Annotated in this window: 21 protein-coding genes; 5 read left to right on the forward strand and 16 right to left on the reverse strand. The window is 65.5% G+C overall.

The features are described 5' to 3' along the window. Nucleotides 1–59 precede the first annotated feature (59 nt). Nucleotides 60–2,696: an aminopeptidase N gene (gene pepN, locus ACFQU1_RS21085; RefSeq protein WP_378136809.1), complete on the reverse strand. Its 2,637-nt coding sequence runs from the start codon at nt 2,694–2,696 to the stop codon at nt 60–62. A gap of 55 nt (nt 2,697–2,751) precedes the next feature. Further along, on the reverse strand, nt 2,752–4,218 hold the full coding sequence (locus ACFQU1_RS21090) for a cation diffusion facilitator family transporter (RefSeq protein WP_378136353.1): 1,467 nt from the start codon (nt 4,216–4,218) through the stop codon (nt 2,752–2,754). 79 nt (nt 4,219–4,297) lie between these two features. On the opposite strand from ACFQU1_RS21090, the gene ACFQU1_RS21095 reads away from it, so the two are divergent. The 4 genes from ACFQU1_RS21095 (at nt 4,298) to ACFQU1_RS21110 (ending at nt 7,707) form a co-directional block, all read left to right on the forward strand. Then, nucleotides 4,298–4,738, forward strand: a complete 441-nt coding sequence (locus ACFQU1_RS21095) for a VOC family protein (RefSeq protein ID WP_378136355.1) — start codon at nt 4,298–4,300, stop codon at nt 4,736–4,738. A gap of 62 nt (nt 4,739–4,800) precedes the next feature. Next, nucleotides 4,801–5,847, forward strand: coding sequence for an aldose epimerase family protein (locus ACFQU1_RS21100; protein ID WP_378136357.1), 1,047 nt, complete (start codon nt 4,801–4,803; stop codon nt 5,845–5,847). 62 nt (nt 5,848–5,909) lie between these two features. Next, nucleotides 5,910–6,863 (forward strand): sugar kinase, encoded by a 954-nt coding sequence (locus tag ACFQU1_RS21105; RefSeq protein ID WP_378136359.1) that lies wholly within the window; start codon nt 5,910–5,912, stop codon nt 6,861–6,863. A 79-nt stretch (nt 6,864–6,942) separates the two neighbouring features. Next, the gene (locus tag ACFQU1_RS21110; RefSeq protein WP_378136361.1) at nt 6,943–7,707 is read left to right on the forward strand and encodes an SDR family NAD(P)-dependent oxidoreductase; all 765 of its coding nucleotides are present in this window, start codon (nt 6,943–6,945) and stop codon (nt 7,705–7,707) included. 134 nt (nt 7,708–7,841) lie between these two features. Here ACFQU1_RS21110 and ureG read toward each other — a convergent pair whose 3' ends face one another. The 14 genes from ureG to urtA form a co-directional block, all read right to left on the reverse strand. Next, nucleotides 7,842–8,474 (reverse strand): urease accessory protein UreG, encoded by a 633-nt coding sequence (gene ureG, locus ACFQU1_RS21115; protein WP_378136363.1) that lies wholly within the window; start codon nt 8,472–8,474, stop codon nt 7,842–7,844. Next, nucleotides 8,471–9,139, reverse strand: coding sequence for an urease accessory protein UreF (locus ACFQU1_RS21120; RefSeq protein ID WP_378136365.1), 669 nt, complete (start codon nt 9,137–9,139; stop codon nt 8,471–8,473). The genes ureG and ACFQU1_RS21120 overlap by 4 nt, the downstream gene beginning before the upstream one ends. 123 nt (nt 9,140–9,262) lie before the next feature. Further along, entirely contained in the window at nt 9,263–9,922 is a 660-nt protein-coding gene (locus ACFQU1_RS21125; protein WP_378136368.1) for an urease accessory protein UreE, read from the reverse strand. 86 nt (nt 9,923–10,008) lie between these two features. Beyond that, complete coding sequence (locus tag ACFQU1_RS21130; RefSeq protein WP_378136371.1) at nt 10,009–10,371, reverse strand: GFA family protein; 363 nt, start codon at nt 10,369–10,371, stop codon at nt 10,009–10,011. Between the two features lie 18 nt (nt 10,372–10,389). After that, nucleotides 10,390–12,099 (reverse strand): urease subunit alpha, encoded by a 1,710-nt coding sequence (gene ureC, locus ACFQU1_RS21135; RefSeq protein WP_378136373.1) that lies wholly within the window; start codon nt 12,097–12,099, stop codon nt 10,390–10,392. Between the two features lie 11 nt (nt 12,100–12,110). Beyond that, nucleotides 12,111–12,500, reverse strand: a complete 390-nt coding sequence (locus ACFQU1_RS21140; protein ID WP_378136375.1) for a PIN domain-containing protein — start codon at nt 12,498–12,500, stop codon at nt 12,111–12,113. Further along, on the reverse strand, nt 12,497–12,802 hold the full coding sequence (locus tag ACFQU1_RS21145; protein WP_378136377.1) for an AbrB/MazE/SpoVT family DNA-binding domain-containing protein: 306 nt from the start codon (nt 12,800–12,802) through the stop codon (nt 12,497–12,499). The genes ACFQU1_RS21140 and ACFQU1_RS21145 overlap by 4 nt, the downstream gene beginning before the upstream one ends. A gap of 56 nt (nt 12,803–12,858) precedes the next feature. Next, nucleotides 12,859–13,479: an urease subunit gamma gene (locus ACFQU1_RS21150; RefSeq protein WP_378136379.1), complete on the reverse strand. Its 621-nt coding sequence runs from the start codon at nt 13,477–13,479 to the stop codon at nt 12,859–12,861. A gap of 16 nt (nt 13,480–13,495) precedes the next feature. Beyond that, nucleotides 13,496–14,218, reverse strand: coding sequence for an urease accessory protein UreD (locus ACFQU1_RS21155; RefSeq protein WP_378136381.1), 723 nt, complete (start codon nt 14,216–14,218; stop codon nt 13,496–13,498). Nucleotides 14,219–14,312: 94 nt separating this feature from the next. Continuing rightward, nucleotides 14,313–15,008, reverse strand: a complete 696-nt coding sequence (gene urtE, locus ACFQU1_RS21160; RefSeq protein WP_378136383.1) for an urea ABC transporter ATP-binding subunit UrtE — start codon at nt 15,006–15,008, stop codon at nt 14,313–14,315. Nucleotides 15,009–15,208: 200 nt separating this feature from the next. Beyond that, nucleotides 15,209–15,964 carry an urea ABC transporter ATP-binding protein UrtD gene (gene urtD, locus ACFQU1_RS21165; protein WP_378136385.1) on the reverse strand — a complete coding sequence of 252 codons (756 nt, stop codon included), beginning with the start codon at nt 15,962–15,964 and terminating at the stop codon, nt 15,209–15,211. A gap of 4 nt (nt 15,965–15,968) precedes the next feature. Next, nucleotides 15,969–17,120 (reverse strand): urea ABC transporter permease subunit UrtC, encoded by a 1,152-nt coding sequence (gene urtC, locus ACFQU1_RS21170; protein WP_378136388.1) that lies wholly within the window; start codon nt 17,118–17,120, stop codon nt 15,969–15,971. A 289-nt stretch (nt 17,121–17,409) separates the two neighbouring features. Continuing rightward, complete coding sequence (gene urtB / locus ACFQU1_RS21175; RefSeq protein ID WP_378136390.1) at nt 17,410–19,005, reverse strand: urea ABC transporter permease subunit UrtB; 1,596 nt, start codon at nt 19,003–19,005, stop codon at nt 17,410–17,412. Between the two features lie 243 nt (nt 19,006–19,248). Beyond that, on the reverse strand, nt 19,249–20,553 hold the full coding sequence (gene urtA / locus ACFQU1_RS21180; RefSeq protein WP_378136811.1) for an urea ABC transporter substrate-binding protein: 1,305 nt from the start codon (nt 20,551–20,553) through the stop codon (nt 19,249–19,251). A 567-nt stretch (nt 20,554–21,120) separates the two neighbouring features. On the opposite strand from urtA, the gene ACFQU1_RS21185 reads away from it, so the two are divergent. Next, a complete protein-coding gene (locus ACFQU1_RS21185; RefSeq protein ID WP_378136813.1) occupies nt 21,121–22,122 on the forward strand; it encodes an extracellular solute-binding protein in 1,002 nt (333 codons plus the stop codon). Nucleotides 22,123–22,221 lie beyond the last annotated feature (99 nt).

The raw sequence follows: 22,221 nt of genomic DNA on the forward strand, positions 1-22,221 counted from the left end.
GAAATAAAAAAAGCCCGGGGTGGAGCCCCGGGCTGCTGTGCCATTCTGAATCAAGGTCGCTATTGCAGCGATCGTCCGGCGATGTCCGCGACGTCCGGGGACAGACTCGGGCTGGCCGCGACCTGCCGCAGCGCCGCCTCGGCTTTTTCGCGCCGGCCAGCTTCCAGCATGCGCCAGGTGCGGAAAGCCGTGAGCAGACGGGCCGCGATCTGCGGATTGCGGCGGTCGAGGGTGATCACGGTCTCGGCGATCAGGTCGTAGCCCTTGCCGTCGGGGCGGTTGAACTGCGTGGCATTAGTCATGGCGAAGCTGCCGAGGAGGGCACGCACGCGGTTCGGATTGCCCATGGAAAAGGCCGGATGGCGCATCAGGTCCTTGATCCGCTCCAGTGTCTCCGCCTCGGGGATCGAAGCCTGCAGGGCGAACCACTTGTCGAGGACGAGCGGATCGTCCCTGTAGCGGGCGGCGAAGGCGGCGAGCGCTTCCTCGCGGCCCGAGCCCGGGATGAGCGCGAGCACCGCCAGCGCGCCGAAGCGCTCGGTCATGTTGTCGGCATCTTTGAATTGCGTCCCCGCGAGCTTTTCGCCCGCGGCTGGATCGCCGGCGGCGATCAAGGAGAGCGCTGCATTGCGCAGGGCCCGTCGGCCTGCACTTGCCGCATCGGGGCTGTAGGGCGCAGACGAATGCAACTTGGCATAGAGCGCTTCGAGGCGTTCCCCGAGTGCCGCGCCGATGCGGCTCTTGACCATCATATGGGCGTCGAAAATGGCAGCCGGGTCGATATCGCGGCCGATCTCGCGCGCGATGTCCGCTTCGCTCGGCAGCGCGAGCACCTGCGCTGCAAAGGCCGGGTCGCTCTCGGCCCGCTGGTCGAGGAAATGGACGAGCGCCTCGGTGAAACGCGCGTCCACATCGTCACGTGCGCCGCGCACGGCCTCCAAAATGAAGCGCGTCGCCAGCGTCTGCGAAGCCTGCCACTGGTTGAAGCCGTCGCTGTCGTGGCGGAAGAGCACGAAGAGATCGGCCTCGGCGAGGTCGGTCTCGAGCTTCACCGGCGCGGAAAAGCCGCGCAGCAGCGAGGGGACCGGCCGCTCGTCGACGCCGGTGAAGGTGATGCTTGCCGAGGCACCGTCCAGAACGAAGAGGCCGTTTTCGATCAAGTTGCCCTCGGCGGTGGTGAGAGTAAGCTCCCGTCCGCTCTCGCCGATGAGGCCGAGGGCGATCGGGATGACCATGGGCTGCTTCTCCGCCTGGCCGGGCGTCGGGGGCGTCTTCTGCGTGAGGTCCAGGCGAAAGCTTCGGGCGGCGGGGTCATAGTGGCCGGCGGCAGTCACCACCGGCGTGCCCGCCTGCTCGTACCACTGTGCGAAATGCGTGAGGTCGCGGCCGCTCGCCTCGGCGAAGCAACCGAGGAAATCCTCGATCGTTGCCGCCGTGCCGTCGAAGTGCGCGAAATAGAGGTCCATGCCGCGGCGGAAGGCGTCGGCGCCGATCAGCACGCGCAGCATGCGCACGATCTCCGCGCCCTTCTCATAGACGGTCGCCGTATAGAAATTGTTGATCTCGCGGTAGCTGCGCGGGCGGACGGGGTGGGCGAGGGGGCCTGAATCCTCCGCGAACTGCTGCCGACGCAGGCCCCGCACATCGGCGATGCGCTTGACCGGGCGCGAACGCTCGTCGGACGAGAACTCCTGGTCGCGGAAGACGGTCAGGCCTTCCTTCAGGCACAACTGGAACCAGTCGCGGCAAGTGATTCTGTTGCCTGTCCAATTGTGGAAATATTCGTGGGCGATCACCGTTTCGATGCCGGCATAATCGGCGTCGGTCGCGGTATCGGAGCTGGCGAGAACATATTTGTCGTTGAAGACGTTGAGACCCTTGTTCTCCATCGCCCCCATGTTGAAATCCGAGACGGCGACGACATTGAACACGTCGAGGTCGTATTCGCGGCCGAAGACGCGCTCGTCCCAGCGCATGGAGCGCTTCAGGGCATCGAGCGCATAAGCCGCCCGGTCGCGCTTGCCCGCCTCGACATGGATCGCCACCTCGACCTCGCGGCCGCTCGCCGTGATGAAGGTCTCGGCGAGCGTATCGAGCCGCCCGCCGACGAGCGCGAACAGATAGGAGGGCTTGGGGAAGGGATCGTGCCAGACGGCGAAATGCCGGTTGGTGCCGGCGATTTCGCCCCGCTCGATGAGATTTCCGTTGGCGAGAAGAAGCGGCGCATCGTCCCGGGCGGCTTCGATCCGTGTCGTATAGACGGAGAGCACGTCCGGCCGGTCGAGGAAATAGGTGATGCGGCGGAAGCCCTCCGCCTCGCATTGCGTGCAGTATATGCCGCTGGATCTGTAGAGCCCCATCAGCTTGGTATTGGCCGAGGGGTTGATCTCGGTTTCGATGGTGAGCGTGAAGGCCTCCGGCAACGGCGCTTCGATAGCAAGCCCCTGCGGGTCGGCCTTGTAGCGATTTGGCGCCAGCCGCTCGCCGTCGAGCGATATCGCCAGGAGCTTGAGCTCATCGCCCTGCAGCACCAGGGGGCTTCCCGGTCGCCCGGCCGGATTGCCGCGGACCGCAAGCACCGCGGTGACGCGGGTCGCCGTCGGCTCGAGAACGACGTCGAGCGAGACCTTGTCGATCAGGAAGTCGGTCGGACGATAGTCCTCGAGCCGGATGACGGGGGCATTCTCTGTGCGCATCATGATCGCGAGGTCTCTTTCGAGGGGCTGACGGTCGGGCGGTCGCTGAGCTTATTCATGTCGGCATCGGCCGTCCCGCCGGCAATAGGTCGGGCAGCAAGGGCTCGGCATGGCCGACCATCCGGCAGATCTCCGGATGATCCTCCCGCACCAGACGGTCCAGCAGATCCACCTGGTCGTGCACGTCGGCCACATTGAGCGAGGGATCGGCGCGGCAATGATAGTTGACGACGAGGCCGGCCGGCGTCTCGCGGACGCGCACGCTGTGCACGCCGCGAATGGCGCTGGTCGCCGTGGCCTTGGCAGCGAGCGCCAGCGCGATGCGTGCGACCGTCTCCGCACCCGCCTCCCGCCCGTCCAGAGGTGGTACGAGCGGCTCGATATGGCTTTCCACCTCGACCTGCGGCCCGAGCTCGTTACGAATGGCGCTCTCCACCCGGCTCGCGATGGCATGCGCCGCCCCCAGCGTCAGGCCCGCGTCGACCTCCAGGTCGAAGCTGACCGACAGGCGATGCGACAGACTTTGCACGGTGACATGGTGGAGCTGCACGTGCAGCCGCGCGGCGATCAGCATGACGCGCTCGAGGATCGTCTCGTCGTCGAGCTGCACCGGGCTCGTCGTGATCGTGAATTCCGATCCGGGGTGGTCTTCCCGCAGCGTGTCCTGGATCCGATCCTTCAGCGCCTGCACGCCTTCGAGCGGCAAGGTGCGGGAGACACGCACGCCGACTTCCCCGATGACATGAGCGCCGGCCGGGCGCACGCGCACCCGGTCCACCGAGACGACGCCGGGCAGGGCGGCGACATTCGTGGCGATGGTCTCGCCGACGCCCTGCGGCGCGGTGTCGAGCAGGGTGTTGATCGTCTTGCGCGCCAGCCGGAAGGCGGCGATGGCGATGAAGACCGAAACGCCGATTGCAATGAGCGGATCGGCTTGCGGATAGCCCATATAGGCCGCGCCCAGCGCGATCAGCACGAAAATCGAATTGACGAGGTCCGAGGAGAAGTGGAGCGCATCGGCCGCCAAGGCCTCGCTGCCGGTCTCTCGCGCCACTTTCTTCAAAGTCCACCAGCGCCAGCCGTCGACGAGGATCGAGCCGATGAGGATGGCGATCGCCAACCAGGAGAAGGTGATGGCCGACTGGCCTGTGGACAGCCGACGCACGCCTTCAAAGGCGACCGCCCCGGACAGAAGGAAGAGAAAGGCCGTTTCGATGAGCGCCGACAGGGATTCGAATTTGCCGTGGCCGTAGTGATGCTCGGCATCGGCGGGCTTATGTGCGGTGCGAATGGCAAGCCAGGTCATCGTCGTCGCCGCGACGTCGAGCAGGCTGTTGGCCGCATCCGAGAGGAGCGACAGCGACCCCGTGGCGAGCCCCGCACCGCCCTTCGCGATGGTCAGAAGCGCCGAGACGAGAATGGAGACGAAGGCAACGCGTTCCTTGCGCCTTTCGCCGGCGCGCAGCGGGTCGCCGTCCAGCCGACGTTCGGTCCGTGGGGAGTTCCCAGTCGCCGCGTTCATGGCACCTATACCCGTGAGGAGTTTGACAGAAAGCCCTCGAAACTGATCCTGTGCGCACAATCAGGCGGAGGACGGCACGATGCGGTATGTCCATACAATGGTTCGGGTCACGAACCTCGACGAGGCCCTCGACTTCTATTGCACCAAGTTCGGGCTGGTGGAAACCCGCCGAACGGAGAACGAAAAAGGACGATATACGCTGGTCTTCCTGGCCGCGCCGGAGGACGTCGAGGCGGTGCGTGAGAAGCGCGCGCCGGAGCTCGAGCTGACATATAATTGGGACCCGGAGACCTATACCGGCGGTCGCAATTTCGGGCATCTCGCCTACCGCGTGGAGGACATCTACGCGTTCTGCGATCGGCTGATGAAGGCCGGTGTGACCATCAACAGGCCGCCGCGCGACGGCAATATGGCCTTCGTGCGCTCGCCGGACGGCATTTCCATCGAAATTCTCCAGGAAGGCGAGGCTCTGCAGCCGCGGGAACCGTGGATCTCGATGCCGAACACGGGTAGCTGGTGAACTGTCGGGCGTCCGGCCGCGGGCTGGACGTGCAATGAAAACATGTGCGTAGAGGGGGGCTGATGTCCGTCAGACAATTCGGCGAGATTGACGGCGTGCCGGTGTGGGAAGTCACGATTCATTCCTCGGCCGGCGCGGAAGCGAAGATCCTGAACTGGGGAGCGGTGGTCCGCGATCTGACCCTGCCCATCCATACGGGCGAAGCCCAGCGCGTCGTCCTCGGCCTGAACAGCATAGAGGACTACGTCCGGCACTCCGCTCATTTCGGCGCCATTGCCGGCCGCGTCGCCAACCGCATCGGCCAGGGCCGCTTCACCCTGGGTGGCCGAACCTATGAGCTCACGCGCAACTTTCGTGACAAGCACACGCTGCATGCGGGCAATAGCACGGGCAAGAATCTCTGGCAGCTTGCCCATCACGACGCCTCCAGCGTCACGCTGACCTATCTCTCGCCTGATGGCGACAGCGGCTTTCCCGGCAATCTGCTTATTGCCTGCACCTACCGCCTCACCGAGCCGGCGACGCTTCGCGTGGAACTCACCGCGACGACGGATACCCCGACGCCGGTCAATCTCGCCCAGCATTCCTATTTCAACCTGGACGGCTCGGCCTCGATCCTCGATCACCGGCTGACGGTTTCGGCGGATTTCTACACGCCTGTCGATGCGGACCTCATCCCCACCGGGGAGATCCGCTCCGTCGAGGGCACGCCTTACGATTTCCGCACCAACCGCAGTGTGCGCTTCCCCGACGCCGAGACCGGCGCGGCCTACCACTACGACATCAATTTCGTGCTCCGCCGTCAGCGTCTGGAGGCGTCGGGCGTGCCCGGTCTCGATCTCGCCCACGCGGCGAAGCTCTCTTCCCAGCGCAACAAGCTCGCGCTCGACGTCTGGACGACGGAGCCGGCGGTCCAGCTCTATGACGGGCAGAAGCTCGACGTGCCCGTGCCCGGGCTAGACGGCACCTTCTACAAGGCGAGTGCTGGCCTCTGCCTGGAGACCCAGCACTTTCCCGACAGTCCGAACCGGCCGCATTTCCCATCGACGATCTTGATGCCAGATGCGGTCTACCGTCAGATTACCGAATACCGGTTTCTGACGATCTAGGCGCTTCGACTGTTGGCAATGACCGGCCGCATGCCTTAAGAGCCTCCGCCGGAGGGATCACGATGACAGCCTCGACGAGTGGATCGCTGGATATTCTCGCTTTCGGTGAGCCGCTGATGGAATTTGCGGAAACCGAACGCGCCGGCGAGCCGCTCTATCTGCCGGGCTTCGGCGGCGACACGTCCAATGTTGCGATCTCCGCCGCACGCCAGGGCGCCAAGGTAGGGTTCTTCACCGCGCTGGGCGACGATGCTTTCGGGACGAATTTCCTGAAGCTATGGGATGCTGAGGGCGTCGATCGGTCCCATGTTACTATGCGACCCGAGACGCGCACCGGCATCTATTTCATCAGCTATGGCCCGGAAGGTCATATTTTCAGCTATTTCCGCGCGGGCTCCGCGGCGAGCCTCGTGAAGCCGGCCGACCTGCCGCTCGATCTTGTGGCCTCTGCCAAAGTGCTGCACGTCTCCGGTATCAGCCAAGCGATTTCGTCCTCCGCGACCGATGCCGTCTTCGCGGCCATCCGCCATGCCAGGCAAAATGGCGTCACGGTGAGCTACGACACCAATCTGAGGCTGAGCCTTTGGCCGCTCGACCGGGCGCGGGCCACCATCCACGCGGCGGTCGCCATGTCCGACATCGCCCGCCCCGGTCTCGACGATGCCCAGAAGCTCACCGGTCTCGAAAAGCCCGACGACATCTGCGACTTCTATCTCGGCCTCGGTTGCCGCATCGTCGCGCTCACACTCGGCAAGGAAGGCACAATGATCGCCGTGCCCGGCGAGCGCCGCATCGTGCCGGCGAAGCCCGTTCAGGCGGTCGATGCAACCGGCGCGGGCGATGCCTTCGGGGGCGCCTTTCTGGCGGAATGGCTGAGATGCGGCGATCCCTTCGCGGCCGCCGTCTACGCCAATGCGGCGGCCGCATTGTCCACCCTCGGCAAAGGTGCCGTGGCGCCCCTTCCGCGCCGCGCCGCGGTCGAGGCTTTTCTCAAGGATGGAACGCTTCCGGACTGAACGCCCCACCCACCACTTCCCGCGTGGCGATGTGATTGTCGTCGCGATCTCGGACAACCGAACAAGGACAGGCGGCACAATGATGAAGGATCTTGCAGGCAAACGTGTTCTCATCACCGGTTCGAGCACCGGCATCGGTGCGGCAGCGGCCAAGGGCTTCGCCGAGGTCGGCGCGCGGGTCGTCGTGCACGGCAACGCCAGCCGCGAGGCAGCCGAGGCTGTCGCCGCCGATATCCGCAAGACCGGCGGCGAGGCGCATCTCGTATTCGGCGACGTCAGCCGCACGAGCGAGGCGCACCGTGTGGTCCAGGAGGCGGTCGCGGCGCTCGGTGGGCTGGACGTGCTCGTCAACAATGCTGGGGCGCTCATCCGCCGGTCGCCCCTGGCTGAGGTCGAGGATGAACTCTTCGACGCCGTCATGGACCTCAATGTCCGCTCGGTCGTGATGGCGACCCAGGCGGCCATCCCGCATCTGCGGCAGGCCGGTGGCGGCTCCGTCATCCATACGAGCTCGATCGCCGCGCGCCATGGCGGCGGCCCGGGCTCCGTCCTTTACGGCGCCGCCAAGGCTGCGGTCTCGAACATCACGCGCAACATGGCCAAGGAATTCGCGCGCGAGAACATCCGCGTCAATGCGGTGGCTCCCGGTGTGATCCTTACGCCTTTCCACGAGCGCTTCTCGACCGCGGAGCAGTTGGAAGCCATGCGCCAGACCGTGCCCATGGGCCGGCTCGCCGCGCCCGAGGAATGCGTCGGCGCCTTCCTCTTCCTCGCGTCGCCCGCCATGAGCGGCTATGTCACCGGCCAGGTGATCGAGGTCAACGGCGGCCAGCTGATGCCTTGAGGCCTTTACCCTTCCCTCAAGGGGGAGGGTGGCCCGCGGGGCCGGGTGGGGTGGGGCGCAGAGCCCTGTCCCCCAACACCGCCTCGCTTATCGCTCGCCGGCCCTCCCTCTCGCGGGGAGGGTTGCGGGGCGTATTACGCCGCGCTTTTCAGCCCGCCTTTGCGCTCGATGAAGCCGGCGATCTCGGCCACGCCCTGACCGGCGCGCAGATTGGTGAAGACATAAGGCCGCTCGCCGCGCATTCGCTGCGTGTCGCGCTCCATGACGGCGAGGTCGGCCCCCACATGCGGGGCAAGATCGATCTTGTTGATGACCAGCAGGTCCGAGCGCGTGATGCCCGGCCCGCCCTTGCGCGGGATCTTCTCCCCGCCCGCCACATCGATGACATGGATCGTGATGTCGGCGAGTTCCGGCGAGAAGGTCGCCGCGAGATTGTCGCCGCCCGACTCGATGAGCACCAGGTCAAGGCCCGGAAAGCGCTGGTTCATCGTCTCGACTGCGGCCAGATTGAGCGAACAGTCCTCGCGGATCGCCGTATGCGGGCAGCCGCCGGTCTCAACCCCCATGATGCGCTCGGGCGGTAGCGCGCCGGTGCGCGTCAGGATCTCCGCATCTTCTTTGGTGTAGATGTCGTTGGTGATGGCGCAGAGATTGTAGCTGCCGGCAAGCGCCTTGCTCAGCGCCTCCATCAGCGCGGTCTTGCCGGAGCCGACGGGGCCGCCGATGCCGACCCGAAGCGGGCCATGGGGGGAGGATGCGCGCGTCATGAGCGAAAGAGCCTCGTATACTGGGTTTCATGGCGAAGGGAGGCGAGATCCGAGCGAAAGGCCGCGCCGCGGATATCGTCGAGCGTAGCAGCCGCGGCAGCCTTTGCGACCTTGGTGACCTCGGGCAAAAGCCCGGCGATGACCCGCTGCCCGTCGGTCTGGCCGACGATTGAAAGTCTCACCGCAGCCGAGACGAGATTGCCGACGACGGCGAGCACGAAGGCGTCCAACGCCGGTTCCAGCGGCAAGCCGTGGCCGCCCGTGGCGGCGCCCACCGCGACCGGATAGGCGATGTCGCCATCCCATGTGGCGCGCACCGTCTTGAAGGCCTCGCAAGGCGAGACCTTTTCGAGCGTCGCCAGGAAGGCATTGCCCTGCGTGACGGCTTCGAGCCGCCGCTCGCGGCTGCCGGCGAGCGCGAGTGCCAGTTCCGCGACGGCGGCAAGTCGGCTGCCGTCGCCCTCGGCGGCCGCGCGATGGGCTTCCGCCATCAGGATGGCGTCATTGCGCGGTGCGCCGAGATCGAGGAGTGCAGTGAGCCAGCCGCTCAGCGTCTCGGCACCGGTCAGGTCGCCGGCTTCGGCCGCCCATTCCAAACCATGGCTATAGGCGAAGGCCCCGACCGGAAAGGCCGGCGACAGCCAAACCAGCAGCGGAAGAGGCATAGACGGCGTCATGCCGAGACGGCCCGCAGGATCGAAGCTGGGATCCGGAGGCGATGTCCGAGGTCGGCTTGCCGCGATCCCGGGCAGCGTTCGCCGCGTTCCGGCGCTGGCCGGCATGCCACCTCAGCCGTGCTTGTGGCCATGGTGGTGATCGTGGTCATGCCCGTCGTGATTATGGTCATGGCCGCAGGCCTGGCGATGCGCATGCTCATGTCCATGCGCAGGGTGTTCATGGCCGTGATGATCATGTTCGTGATGGTGTCCATGGCCGTGATCGTGTCCATGGTCATGCCCGTGATGATGATCACCATGATCGTGGTGATGGCCGTGGTGATGATCATGGCCGCAGTCGTGATCATAGGCGCCGCGCTCGGGCCGGAAGGCGCGGGTCACGGCGGCAAGGCTGCAGCCCTGGCCGCGCACCATCTCGGCGATCACGTGGTCGTCTTCGATATAGATCGCCTCGGCGGTGATCTCGGCCGGCGTATGGCGGTTGCCGAGGTGCCAGGCGATCTTGAGCAGCCGGAGCGGATTCTCGGCGCGGACCTCCAGGAGCTTTTCCTCGGCCGCCTTGATGGCGATGAGCCCGCCGTCTTCGAGCTTCAGGGCGTCGCCGTCGTTGAGGACGGTCGCCTTCTCGAGATCGATCAGCACCTCGAGACCGCCGTCGGCCGTCAGCGCCACCCGGCGGCGCTGGCGGCCTTCATGGTCGAGAGTGAGCGTGTCGACGACGCGCTCGGGCTTGACGGCGGCCTTGCGGACAACGGCTATGGCGCGCGGCATGGGCTTTCTCCAAACGATCGGGTGATGGCCGAAACGACCAGGTTAGTAGCAGAAACCGGCATTTGTGCTACTAACCCCTGTCCACCTCAGCTGCTACGGCCGTCGAAGGGCGCCGGGCTGAGGCTCGCGACGTCCACTCCGTCGAGGCAGCGCACATTGACGGCGCGCACGGGCGTGCCGTCCGGCATGGAACCCTCGCCGAACGTCTCGACGCCGCAGCTGCCGCAGAAGCGGTGGCGGATGCGCATGGTGTTGAAGCGGTAGTCCTTCAGCGCGTCTTCACCCGCCGCGAGCGTAAAGCGCTCAGCAGGCACGAAGGTGAGCAGAAGGCCGTGCTTGGAGCAGATGGAGCAGTTGCAGGAGATTACCTGCGCGAGGTCGGCTTCCGCAGAAAAGCGCACGGCGCCGCAATGGCACTGCCCGTCGTAACGCCTCGTTTCATTCGCCATGATGCACCGGGTTAGATGTCAAAACAGAAAATAGCGTTGCGCCATAGGTAGCACGCTGGCCGGCTCGCAGACCAGGAGCTCGCCGTCGGCGGTCACCGCATAGGTCTCAGGGTCGACGGTGATCTCCGGCGTCGCGCCGTTATGGACCATCGACGCCTTGGAGATGCCGCCGCGGGTGTTCTCCACCGCCACGAAGTCCTTGGCGCAGCCGAGCCGGTCCTTGAGGCCGTTCTCGACGGCGGCCTTTGAGACGAAGGTCACGGAGGTCGCGGTGAGCGCCTTGCCGAAAGCGCCGAACATGGGCCGGTAATGCACCGGTTGCGGCGTCGGGATGGAGCCGTTCGGGTCACCCATGGCAGCCGCCACGATCATGCCGCCCTTGAGAACGATGTCGGGCTTCACGCCGAAAAAGGCCGGCGACCACAGCACGAGATCGGCGAGCTTGCCCACCTCGACCGAGCCGATATGCCGTGAAACGCCATGGGCGATCGCCGGATTGATCGTGTATTTCGCCACATAGCGCTTGGCGCGCAGATTGTCGTTGCTGCCTTCTCCGGGAAGGGCGCCGCGCTGCACCTTCATCTTGTGCGCGGTCTGCCAGGTGCGGGTGATGACCTCGCCGAGCCGCCCCATGGCCTGGCTGTCCGACGACATCATCGAAAGCGCGCCGATGTCGTGCAGGATGTCCTCCGCCGCGATCGTTTCCTTGCGGATGCGGCTCTCGGCGAAGGCGAGGTCTTCCGGAATCGAGGGGTCGAGATGATGGCAGACCATGAGCATGTCGAGATGCTCGTCAATGGTGTTCACCGTGAAGGGTCGGGTCGGATTGGTGGAGGAGGGGAGCACGTTGGGGAGCCCCGCCACCTTGACGATATCGGGCGCATGGCCGCCGCCGGCGCCCTCCGTGTGGAAGGCGTGGATGGTGCGGCCCTTGAAGGCGGCGACGGTATCCTCGACGAAGCCGGATTCGTTCAACGTGTCCGAGTGGATCATCACCTGAATGTCGTGCTCGTCGGCGACGGACAGGCAATTGTCGATCGCCGCGGGCGTCGAGCCCCAGTCCTCGTGCAGCTTCAAGGCGCAGGCGCCCGCCTCGACCTGTTCCACCAGTGCGCCGGGAAGCGACGCATTGCCCTTGCCCGCGAGCCCGATATTGATCGGCAGCCCGTCAACAGCGCGAAGCATCATCTCCATATGCCAGGGGCCGGGGGTGCAAGTGGTGGCCTTGGTGCCTTCGGCCGGGCCGGTGCCGCCGCCGAGCAGGGTCGTGACGCCCGACATCAGCGCGTCGTCCACCTGCTGCGGGCAGATGAAGTGGATGTGGGAATCGAAGCCGCCGGCCGTGAGAATCCGGCCTTCGCCGCCGATGACCTCCGTGCCCGGCCCGATGATGATCGTGACGCCCGGCTGGATGGCCGGATTGCCCGCCTTGCCGATGGCCGCGATGCGCCCGTCCTTCAGCCCGATATCGGCCTTCACGATCCCCCAGTGGTCGAGGATCAGCGCATTGGTGATGACGGTGTCCATCGCGCCCTCGACGCGCGTCAGTTGCGACTGGCCCATGCCGTCGCGGATCACCTTGCCGCCACCGAATTTCACCTCCTCGCCATAGATGGTGAAGTCCTTCTCCACCTCGATCACGAGCTCGGTATCGGCGAGGCGCACCTTGTCGCCGGTGGTCGGGCCGAACATGTCGGCATAGGCGGAACGGGGAAGGCGGGCGGGCATGGGCTGATCCTTCAATCGAGGCTGGTGAAGGAGGGACACTTGGCGGCATCGCGGTCGAACGTCACTGTTGTCGTGCAGCCAGCGGCGAGATTCATCTCAGCGATGAGATAGTCGGCGAAGTCGGCCGGTCCGATCCCGTACAACTCGACGGCACGTTCCGTAGCCTCCGGAAATGGCACGACGAACTCCGGGGCCTGAACCACTCCTTGCAAACGCCGGTGAATCGCGGCGCGGTCGAGCTTGTACGTCTGTTTCAAGGTCCAGGCGAATTCCGCCAGGACGACCGGACCGATAAACACGGGCGACTGATCACGGAGGAGCTTTTGCGCTGCGGAGACCTGCGCTGCATCGTCATCGCTGGAAAAAATGCGCAGTAGCACATTGGTGTCCAGGCCGATCACCGTCGACCCCGCCGGCCGGTCGAGGTGGCTTTCTCGAGCCGTTTCACTTGCTCATCCATGGCTTGACCGACAGCGTCGTCGATGTCGCCTTGGGCAAGGGGGCGGCCCAGCGAGGGTAGCTTCAGGCTGTCGAGTTGGTCGAAGATGCTGCGCCTCGGGCGTGGCTCCACGCTGAGCTTGCCCGAGTCGCTGAGCTTGAACCGCAGCTTGTCGCCGGGCCGCAGATCGAGCCGCTCCCGAATTTCCGCGGGTACGGTCACCTGCCCCTTCGAGGTGATCGTCGTTTCTATGTCGTAAGGCATGTTGGTGCCTCCTTACATCTGACGATCATGCTACTCTTGGCGGCCGAAAGGAGCAATCACAGCCGCCCCATCACCTTCTGCTGGAAGCCGTAGACCACGCGCTCACCGGTCAACGCGACCAGCGTCACATCGCGGGTCTGGCCAGGCTCGAAACGCACGGCCGTGCCGGCGGGAATGTCGAGGCGCATGCCGCGCGCCTTGTCGCGCTCGAAGGAAAGCGCCGCATTGGCTTCGTAAAAATGGTAATGCGAACCTACCTGGATCGGCCGATCGCCGGTATTCGAGACCGTGAGCGTCACGGTCTCGCGGCCTTCGTTCATCACGATCTCGCCGGGCTTCGTTTCCACCGCGCCTGGCGTGAGGCTGCCTGTTGCACCGCGGATCGGATGATGCACCGTCACGAGCTTCGTGCCGTCGGGAAAGGTCGCCTCCACCTGCACGTCCGGGATCATCTCGGCAATCCCGTCCATCACCTGGTCGGGGGTGAGCACATGCGCACCCGCTTCCATGAGCTCGGCCACGGAGCGGCCGTCGCGCGCGCCTTCCACGACGAAATCCGTGATGAGCGCCACCGCTTCGGGGTAGTTCAGCTTCACGCCACGTTCGAGGCGACGGCGGGCGACCATGGCGGCCATGGCGACGAGCAGCTTGTCCTTCTCGCGCGGGCTCAAATTCATCGAGTTCCTCTCCCTGTTACCAACTGCGCGGCATAGGCCGCATACGGAAGCCTTCGAGAAAGCGGACGAGATCCCGGCGCAGCACCGCCGCATCCTGCGCGAGGAAGCGCAGGACGAGAAGCCCGTCCCAGGCGCTGGCCCCGCATTCGCTGCCGGCCGTCTCCAAGAGCGCGCGTGCATCCTCCAGCCGCGCCTCGGCATCCGGCGTGATGTGCAGCACGGTGGCGACCGCCCGCGCGCCTTGCCCGACAGCCGGCCGGGCGAGCGTCGCCGCAATGTCCCGTGCGAGGCTGACGCGCTCCTCCCAGATGAGCCGGCCGTCGCGGCGGATCGACCAGCGATCGCGGAAGGTGCCGGAGGCCAAGCTCTCGCCCATGGCGCTGCGGCCGAAAAAGACCGTTTCGGCGAGCGTCAGCGAGGCGCGGCCCGCCATATCGACCGACAGTTGCCGCTCAACCGCCGCACCGTCGAAAAGGATCGTCTCCTGCGGCAGCCAGGCGAGCCGGCTTTCCGGGCCGATATCGAGTGAGACTGAGATCGTCGTAGGCAGGTCTTGCGCGCGATAGATCTTTTCTGCCGCCTGCGTCGTGACGACCGCCTCGGCGCCTGCCGCCAGCGAAATGTCGATTGCAAGCCGGTCGCCGCCGGCCATGCCGCCGCCCGTATTGATGAGCACGGCCTCGCATTCCTCGCTGCGCGGAAAGCGCGCGCGGTAGCCGCCGCTTTCGGCGATTCGCATCGCCTGCGTCCGGCGGCCGACAGGGGCGAAGTCAAGGCGCACGCCCCCCGCCGCCCGGATAAAGGCGGGGAGTGACGCTGGGGCCGTCGCGAGATCACACGGAGAGATGGCGCCTAACTTCACTGTCGACCATCGCCTCCCGCGTGCCGGCCAGCACGATTTGCCCGCGTTCCATGACGGCGAAGTTATCGCACAGATCGCGTGCAAATTCGAAGTACTGTTCAACGAGCAGGATGGCCATGTCGCCCTTGCGCCGGAGATAATCGATGGCGCGGCCGATATCCTTGATGACGGAGGGCTGGATGCCCTCGGTCGGCTCATCGAGCACGAGGAGCCGCGGTCGCGTGACGAGCGCCCGGCCGATGGCGAGCTGCTGCTGCTGGCCGCCGGAAAGGTCGCCGCCGCGCCGGTGCAGCATGTCCTTCAGCACCGGAAAGAGATTGAAGACCTCTTCCGAGATCGTCTGGTCCCGGCGCTTCAGCGGCGCAAAGCCCGTTTCGAGGTTTTCCCTCACGCTGAGCAGAGGAAAGATTTCCCGGCCTTGCGGCACGAAGGCGATGCCGCGCCGCGCCCGGTCGTAGGGCGGCAGGCGCTTGAGGTCCTTGCCGTCGAAGCTGATGGCGCCGCGCGAGATCGGCTGCTGCCCGACGATGGCGCGCAAGAGCGAGGTCTTGCCGACCCCGTTGCGGCCGAGCACGCAGGTCACCTTGCCGGGCTCGGCGGTGAGCGAGACGCCGCGCAGTGCCTGCGCCGCGCCATAGTGGAGATCGATGGCGTCAACGGTGAGCATGAGGGGACTCCGCCCCTCCCCCTTGTGGGGATGGGTAGGGGGTGGATGAAAAAGTAGGGGCCGAAGGCAGGAAGCGAATAGTGCCGCGACCGCGCATGAGCACGTCAGCAAACGCTTTTGGTCCGCGGACCCCCACCCCTGACCCCTCCCGACAAGGAGGAGGGGCGCCGGCGCGTTTCGGCTGGAGGCAGGACATCATCTCACCGCCCCAGATACACTTCGATCACCCGCTCGTTGGCGGAGACCGCGTCGATGGAGCCTTCGGCGAGCACGGAGCCCTCGTGCAGCACCGTGACCTTGCAGCCGAGGTCGCGCACGAAGGCCATGTCGTGCTCGACCACAACGACCGTGTGATCCTCGGCGATGGCGCGCAGGAGGCGGGCGGTTTCCTCGGTCTCGGCGTCGGTCATGCCGGCGACCGGCTCGTCGACCAGCAGGAGCTTGGGGTCCTGGGCGAGCAGCATGGCGATCTCGAGCCATTGCTTCTGGCCGTGGCTGAGATCTGCCGCGGGGCGGTCGCGGTGGTCGGTGAGGCGCACCGTCTCCAGCACCGCGTCAATCCGCTCGCGCGCGATGCGGTTGCGCGCGCCGAATAATGCCGACCAGGGGCCACGCTCGTCCTTCAGCGCGAGTCGGACATTGTCGGCGACGGTATGGTTTTCGAAGACCGTCGGCTTCTGGAACTTGCGGCCGATGCCAAGCTCGGCGATGGCCGCTTCGTCGAGCGCGGTAAGATCGACCGTCCCGTCGAACATGACGTCGCCTTCATCCGGCCGGGTCTTGCCGGTGATGACGTCCATCATGGTCGTCTTGCCCGCGCCGTTCGGGCCGATGATGGCGCGCATCTCGTTCGGCGCGATGGCGAGCGAGAGGTTGTTGAGGGCGCGGAAGCCATCGAAGGTGACATTGACGCCGTCGAGATAAAGCAGGGCGCTCGTCAGGGCCGCTTGGGTCATGGCGTCACTCCGCCGCCGTCTGGGGGAGGGCGCCGTCGGCTTGCGGCTGTGTCGGTGCCGGCTTGCGGCGCATGAGCCGCCCCTCCAGCGTGCCGACGATGCCCTTCGGCAGATAGAGCGTGACAACCACGAAGAGCGCGCCGAGCGCGAACAGCCAGATCTCCGGTAAGGCGCCTGTCAGCCAGGTCTTGGCAAAGCTGACGACGACCGCACCGAGCGCTGCGCCCACGAGCGTGCCACGGCCGCCGACCGCCACCCAGATCACCGCTTCGATGGAATTCGCGGGCGCGAATTCCGATGGATTGATGATGCCGACCTGCGGGACGTAGAGCGCGCCGGCGATGCCGGCCATCATCGCCGAGACGGTGAAGGCGACGAGCTTGTAGCGCTCGACGCGATAGCCAAGGAACCGCGCCCGCGATTCCGCGTCGCGGATGGCGACGAGCACCTTGCCATAGGTGGAGGTGACCATGACGCGCGCCACGAGATAGCCCACCGCAAGAGCGGCCGCACTCAGCGCGAAGAGCGTCACGCGCATACCCTGCGCCTGCACGTTGAAGCCGAGGAGATCCTTGAAATCGGTGAGGCCGTTGTTGCCGCCGAAACCCATGTCGTTGCGGAAGAAGGCGAGCATCAGGGCAAAGGTCATGGCCTGGGTGATGATCGAGAGATAGACGCCCGTGACGCGCGATCGGAAGGCGAGCCAGCCGAAGAGGAAGGCGAGAAGCCCCGGCACGACGACGACCATCAGAAGCGCGAAGGGAAAGGAGGAGAAGCCCCACCAGTACCAGGGCAGCTCCTGCCAGTTCAGGAAGACCATGAAATCCGGCAGGACGGGATTGGCATAGACGCCGCGCGCGCCGATCTGGCGCATGAGATACATGCCCATGGCATAGCCGCCGAGCGCGAAGAAGGCGCCGTGCCCGAGCGAGAGGATGCCGCAATAGCCCCAGACGAGATCGAGGGCCAAGGCGAGCAGACCATAGCAGAGATACTTGCCCATCAGCGACACGGCATAGGTCGGCACATGGAGCGCCGAGGTCTCGGGCAGGGCGAGATTGCTGAGGACGATGGCCGCAGTCGCAACAGCCAGCACGGCAAGGAAGATGCGACCCTTGCCGTCGAGGAGCGAGAGGAGGATAGGTCGGCGGCTCATCGGTCCGCTCCGGTGGTGCAGGGCGGCCGCGCGATCCTTCTCCTCAACGGGAAGTTTGTCGCATCCACCGGGCGGGACGCCTTTTCACCTCTCCCCGGCGGGGAGAGGTCGGCTGCGGAGCAGCCGGGTGAGGGGAATTTTTCGGTCAGAGTGCAACGGTCATCCCCCTCACCCTGTCCCTCTCCCCGTCGGGGAGAGGGGAAGACCGAGCAAGCAGACGCGATAGCGCTGCGCTCGGAAGGCAAAGAGACGCCGGAGGTCCGGCAGATCGCCGAGGCCATTTCCATCGTCATGCCTCCACCGACCGGCCCTTGAGGGCGAAAAGCCCGCGCGGCCGTTTCTGGATGAACAGGATGAGGAGCACGAGGATGAGGATCTTGCCGAGCACCGCCCCGGCGTAGGGCTCCAGGAACTTGTTGGCGACGCCGAGCGTCAGCGCGCTGACGAAGGTGCCCCAGAGATTGCCGACCCCGCCGAAGACCACGACCATGAACGAGTCGATGATGTAGCTCTGGCCGAGATTGGGCGAGACATTGTCGATCTGCGACAGCGCCACCCCGGCGATGCCGGCGATGCCGGAGCCGAGGGCGAAGGCCAGCATGTCGATGCGCGGCGTGCGGATGCCCATGGCGGACGCCATGCGCCGGTTTTGCGTCACGGCGCGCATCCGAAGGCCAAAGGGCGTGAGCTTGAGCACGGCGAGCAGGCCGAGGAAGACCGAGAGGCTGAAGACGATGATCCACATCCGGCCATAGGTGATCGTCATGCCGCCGAGATCGAAGGCGCCCGCCATATAGGAGGGGGCACCGACCTCGCGGTTCGACGGGCCGAAGATGGAGCGCACGGCCTGTTGCAGGATGAGGCTGATGCCCCAGGTCGCGAGCAGCGTCTCCAGCGGCCGGCCGTAGAGATGGCGGATGACGAGCCGCTCGATCAGCGCGCCGATGCCGCCCGCCACGAGAAAGGCCAGCGGAATGGCGACCGGCAGCGACCAGTCGAACAGCGCGGGAAAGCGTGTCCGGCAAAGCTCTTGCACGACGAAGGTCGTGTAGGCCCCGATCATCACCATCTCGCCGTGGGCCATGTTGATGATGCCCATGACGCCGAAGGTGATGGCGAGGCCGATGGCGGCGAGCAGCAGCACCGAGCCGAGCGACAGGCCGTACCAGACGTTCTGCAGCATGGCGGCGATTTCGAGCCGCCGCTCGATGCCCTTGATCGCCGTCTCCGCCGCGAGCTTCACAACGGGCGAGCCGCGCTCGGCCGCCTGCCGCAGGATAGCGAGCGCATCCGGGTCGGCGCGCTCTGCGACCACGGCGACAGCCGAGATCCGGTCGGAATCGGCCGCCCCGTCGCTCGTCAGCTGGATGGCGGCTTGCGCTTGCGCCAGCACCGTCTTGACCTGCGGATCGCCCTCGGCGGCGATTGCCTTGGAGAGTACCGGCAGGGCGGCCGCGTCGCGCGCCTTGAAGACGGCGTCGGCAGCTGCGAGGCGCTTGGCAGGATCCGGCGACATCAGCGTCAGCGTGCCCATGGCCGCCTCGACGGCGCGCCGGACGCGGTTGTTGAGGCGCACGGGCTTCAGTCCCGTCGGCGCGGGCTCGACCGCAGCGCCGGTCCGCGCATCATGGAAGACGCCCGCCGCATCCTTGTAGAACAGGGCCTTGTCGGATGGACGATAGGCGAGGCGGTTGTCGCCGAGCGCTGCAATCACCGCTTCGGCCGTCGGCGCGCCGCTTTCGGCGACGGCCGCCACGCCCTTCTCGATCGCCGCGTAATTGTCGGTCGCGAGTTGGGCGAAGGCATCATCCTGCGCCGCCGCCGGTTGAGCGAGAGCAGCGAGCACGAGGCCGAGGAGCGACAAAAGCCTGATGAATGCGAGCATGAAAACGGGGCCTTTTCACCCTCCCCTTGAGGGAGGGGCAATCGCCTGGTGAGTTCGGGTCCCCTCTCCCCATTGGGGAGAGGGACAGGGTGAGGGGGAGGATGTCTATAGGAAAGGACCTTCCCCCTCACCCGGCCGCTCCGCGGCCGACCTCTCCCCAGGGGGGAGAGGTGAGCGGGCCGTCCGCTGGTCACAAGCGGTACCTCTCCCCTTCGAGGGGAGGGGCGCAGGCGTCGCACCCGTTTACTTGGCTGCGGCTTGCTGGCCCTGGCCGCCGCATTTGCCGGTCTTGACGTTGAAGTTCCCGCAGGAGAGCGGCGCCCGCCAATCGGAGATCAGATCCTTCGAGCCTTCGAGATAATCGGACCATTCATCGCCCATCACGAGGCCGGGCGTCTGCGACACGATGTTGAACTGGCCGTTGTCCTCGATCTCGCCGATCAGCACGGGCTTCGTGATGTGGTGGTTCGGCATCATCGTCGAATAGCCGCCGGAGAGATTGGGCACGGAGACGCCGACGAGCGCGTCAATCACCTTGTCCGGGTCCGTCGTGCCGGCTTTCTCAACCGCCTTCACCCACATGTTGAAGCCGATGTAATGGGCCTCCATCGGGTCGTTGGTCACGCGCTTGTCGTTCTTGGTGAAGGCGTGCCACTTGGCGATGAAGTCCTTGTTCTCGGGCGTGTCGACGGATTCGAAATAGTTCCAGGCCGCCAGATGCCCGACGAGCGGCTTGGTGTCGATGCCAGCGAGTTCCTCCTCGCCCACCGAGAAGGCGATGACGGGAATGTCCGTCGCCTTGATGCCCTGGTTGGCGAGCTCCTTGTAGAAGGGCACATTGGCGTCGCCGTTGATCGTCGAGATCACCGCGGTCTTCTTGCCCGTGGAACCGAATTTCTTGATGTCGGCGACGATCGTCTGCCAATCGGATTGTCCGAAAGGCGTGTAGTTGATCATGATGTCGTCTTGCTTGACGCCTTTCTGCTTGAGATAGGCCTCGAGGATCTTGTTGGTCGTGCGCGGATAGACATAATCCGTGCCGGCGAGCACCCAGCGCTCGACCCCCTCGTTCTCCATCAGGTAATCGACGGCAGGGATCGCCTGCTGGTTTGGAGCCGCACCCGTATAGAAGATGTTGCGCGAGGATTCCTCGCCCTCATACTGTACGGGATAGAACAGGAGGCCGTTCAATTCCTCGAAGACGGGCAGGACGGATTTGCGGGAAACGGAGGTCCAGCAGCCGAAGACGGCCGCGACCTTGTCCTTGGTGAGAAGCTCGCGCGCCTTTTCTGCAAACAGCGGCCAATCGGATGCCGGATCGACCACGACCGCTTCGAGCTTCTTGCCGAGCACGCCGCCTTTCTTGTTCTGCTCGTCGATGAGCATCAGCATCGCGTCCTTCAGCGTCGTCTCGCTGATCGCCATGGTGCCGGACAAGGAATGCAGGATGCCGATCTTGATGGTGTCGTCCGCGGCCCGGGCGGCGCCTCCCGAGACGGTAAGCCCGGCCGCGAGGGCCAGCGCTGTGCAGGCGCATCTCAAACCCATTGTCATGTTTGGCGTCTCCCATCCTCTGCAAATGTTGGCCTGCAAGGCCTCGCAAGGCTTGTGCCAGGGCGAAGCTGGAGGTGGGGACGGAGGTTCAGCCCCGGCAGCCGCCGGGTTTTGCCGGTTTTTCGGGACTCGACCGACGAGGCTCCGGCAGAGGCAGTTCACACTGACCAAGTTTCGGGCACCGGGTCTGCCTAAAATGACGGCACGCTCGCGAAGGGCCGGCCCTTCTGCTCGCCGATCGAGCAGTAAGGCTACTGGCGCGGCATTTTCCGGGAGCAAGAGTGCGGCGACAGGTGCAATCACTCAAAATTGAGCGCTCCCCGTCGACCGGCGATGCCGGGATCGCCCATCCGCAATTGGGGCTGCATACCGCTTCGGCGAGGTCTGCATCTGCCGGACCGCACGTCTGTAGTTTTAGTTTAGAATAAACAAAAACTGGAACTATTCTATTGTTTCGCGCCTGCATTGCCTTCTTCTGCAAAATATGACCAAGAGAAATCGGCCGCGGTCGTTTCCTGCGGCGGCAAGGAGGTGCTCATGACCATCGCTCGACTTTTGCGCATGGCCTGTCTCATCGGCATGGCCGGCTTCCCGACCCTCGCCTCGGCGGCCGAAGAGGTGACGCTGTACACCACCCGCGAGCCGGGCCTGATCAAGCCGCTGCTGGACGCTTTCACGGAAAAATCGGGCGTCAACGTCCGCACGCTGTTCGTCAAGGACGGGCTCGCCGAACGCGTGGCGGCCGAGGGTGCCAATTCACCGGCCGACGTGCTGATGACGGTCGACTTCGGCAATCTCATCGACCTCGTCGACAAGGGCGTCGTTCAGCCCGTGAAGTCGCCGGCGCTCGAGGCCGCAGTCCCCGCCAATCTCCGCGATGCGGAAGGGCGCTGGTTCGCGCTGTCCCTGCGCGCGCGCGTTCTCTACGCGTCGAAGGAGCGAACGAAGCTCACCAGCTTTACCTATGAGGAGCTTGCCGATCCCAAGTGGAAGGGCAAGGTCTGCATTCGCTCCGGCCAGCATCCCTACAACACCGCCCTCATCGCCAATTACATCGCCAAGCACGGCGAGGCGAAGACGGAAGAATGGCTCAAGGGCGTCAAGGCCAATCTGGCGCGCAAGGCCGGCGGCGGCGACCGCGAGGTGGCTCGCGACATCCTCGGCGATATCTGCGATATCGGCATCGGCAATTCCTATTATGTCGGGCTGATGCGCTCCGGCAAAGGCGGCCCCGACCAGGTGAAATGGGGCGAGGCGATCAATGTGGTTCTGCCCACCTTCGCCGGCGGCGGCACGCATGTGAACATCTCGGGCGCCGCGGTCGCGAAGAATGCGCCCAATGCGGACAATGCCGTGAAGCTTCTCGATTTCCTCGTCTCCGACGAGGCTCAGGAGCTCTATGCCAAGGTCAATTTCGAATATCCGGTGAAGGCGGGCGTTCCCGCCGACCCGATCATCGCGAGCCTCGGCACGCTCACGGTCGATCCCTCCGAGCTCACGGCCATCGGCCGCTATCGCAAGGTCGCGAGCGAGCTCGCCGACAAAGTCGCCTTCGACGACTGAGGAGCTCGGCCTTTTCACCTCTCCCCGCTTGCCGGGAGAGGTTGGCCGCAAAGCGGCCGGGTGAGGGGGATATCTTGCCATTTAAGAATCACACACCTC

It is taken from the genome of Chelatococcus sp. GCM10030263 (assembly GCF_042666455.1).
In the GTDB taxonomy this organism is placed as follows: Bacteria; Pseudomonadota; Alphaproteobacteria; order Rhizobiales; family Beijerinckiaceae; genus Chelatococcus.

Excerpts from the sequence above, each read along its gene's own strand:
- pepN (WP_378136809.1), bottom strand. The coding sequence starts at position 2,696 with ATGCGCACAGAGAATGCCCCCGTCATCCGGCTCGAGGACTATCGTCCG.
- ACFQU1_RS21090 (WP_378136353.1), bottom strand. The coding sequence starts at position 4,218 with ATGAACGCGGCGACTGGGAACTCCCCACGGACCGAACGTCGGCTGGAC.
- ACFQU1_RS21095 (WP_378136355.1), top strand. The coding sequence starts at position 4,298 with ATGCGGTATGTCCATACAATGGTTCGGGTCACGAACCTCGACGAGGCC.
- ACFQU1_RS21100 (WP_378136357.1), top strand. The coding sequence starts at position 4,801 with ATGTCCGTCAGACAATTCGGCGAGATTGACGGCGTGCCGGTGTGGGAA.
- ACFQU1_RS21105 (WP_378136359.1), top strand. The coding sequence starts at position 5,910 with ATGACAGCCTCGACGAGTGGATCGCTGGATATTCTCGCTTTCGGTGAG.
- ACFQU1_RS21110 (WP_378136361.1), top strand. The coding sequence starts at position 6,943 with ATGATGAAGGATCTTGCAGGCAAACGTGTTCTCATCACCGGTTCGAGC.
- ureG (WP_378136363.1), bottom strand. The coding sequence starts at position 8,474 with ATGACGCGCGCATCCTCCCCCCATGGCCCGCTTCGGGTCGGCATCGGC.
- ACFQU1_RS21120 (WP_378136365.1), bottom strand. The coding sequence starts at position 9,139 with ATGCCTCTTCCGCTGCTGGTTTGGCTGTCGCCGGCCTTTCCGGTCGGG.
- ACFQU1_RS21125 (WP_378136368.1), bottom strand. The coding sequence starts at position 9,922 with ATGCCGCGCGCCATAGCCGTTGTCCGCAAGGCCGCCGTCAAGCCCGAG.
- ACFQU1_RS21130 (WP_378136371.1), bottom strand. The coding sequence starts at position 10,371 with ATGGCGAATGAAACGAGGCGTTACGACGGGCAGTGCCATTGCGGCGCC.
- ureC (WP_378136373.1), bottom strand. The coding sequence starts at position 12,099 with ATGCCCGCCCGCCTTCCCCGTTCCGCCTATGCCGACATGTTCGGCCCG.
- ACFQU1_RS21145 (WP_378136377.1), bottom strand. The coding sequence starts at position 12,802 with ATGCCTTACGACATAGAAACGACGATCACCTCGAAGGGGCAGGTGACC.
- ACFQU1_RS21150 (WP_378136379.1), bottom strand. The coding sequence starts at position 13,479 with ATGAATTTGAGCCCGCGCGAGAAGGACAAGCTGCTCGTCGCCATGGCC.
- ACFQU1_RS21155 (WP_378136381.1), bottom strand. The coding sequence starts at position 14,218 with ATGCGAATCGCCGAAAGCGGCGGCTACCGCGCGCGCTTTCCGCGCAGC.
- urtE (WP_378136383.1), bottom strand. The coding sequence starts at position 15,008 with ATGCTCACCGTTGACGCCATCGATCTCCACTATGGCGCGGCGCAGGCA.
- urtD (WP_378136385.1), bottom strand. The coding sequence starts at position 15,964 with ATGACCCAAGCGGCCCTGACGAGCGCCCTGCTTTATCTCGACGGCGTC.
- urtC (WP_378136388.1), bottom strand. The coding sequence starts at position 17,120 with ATGAGCCGCCGACCTATCCTCCTCTCGCTCCTCGACGGCAAGGGTCGC.
- urtB (WP_378136390.1), bottom strand. The coding sequence starts at position 19,005 with ATGCTCGCATTCATCAGGCTTTTGTCGCTCCTCGGCCTCGTGCTCGCT.
- urtA (WP_378136811.1), bottom strand. The coding sequence starts at position 20,553 with ATGGGTTTGAGATGCGCCTGCACAGCGCTGGCCCTCGCGGCCGGGCTT.
- ACFQU1_RS21185 (WP_378136813.1), top strand. The coding sequence starts at position 21,121 with ATGGCCTGTCTCATCGGCATGGCCGGCTTCCCGACCCTCGCCTCGGCG.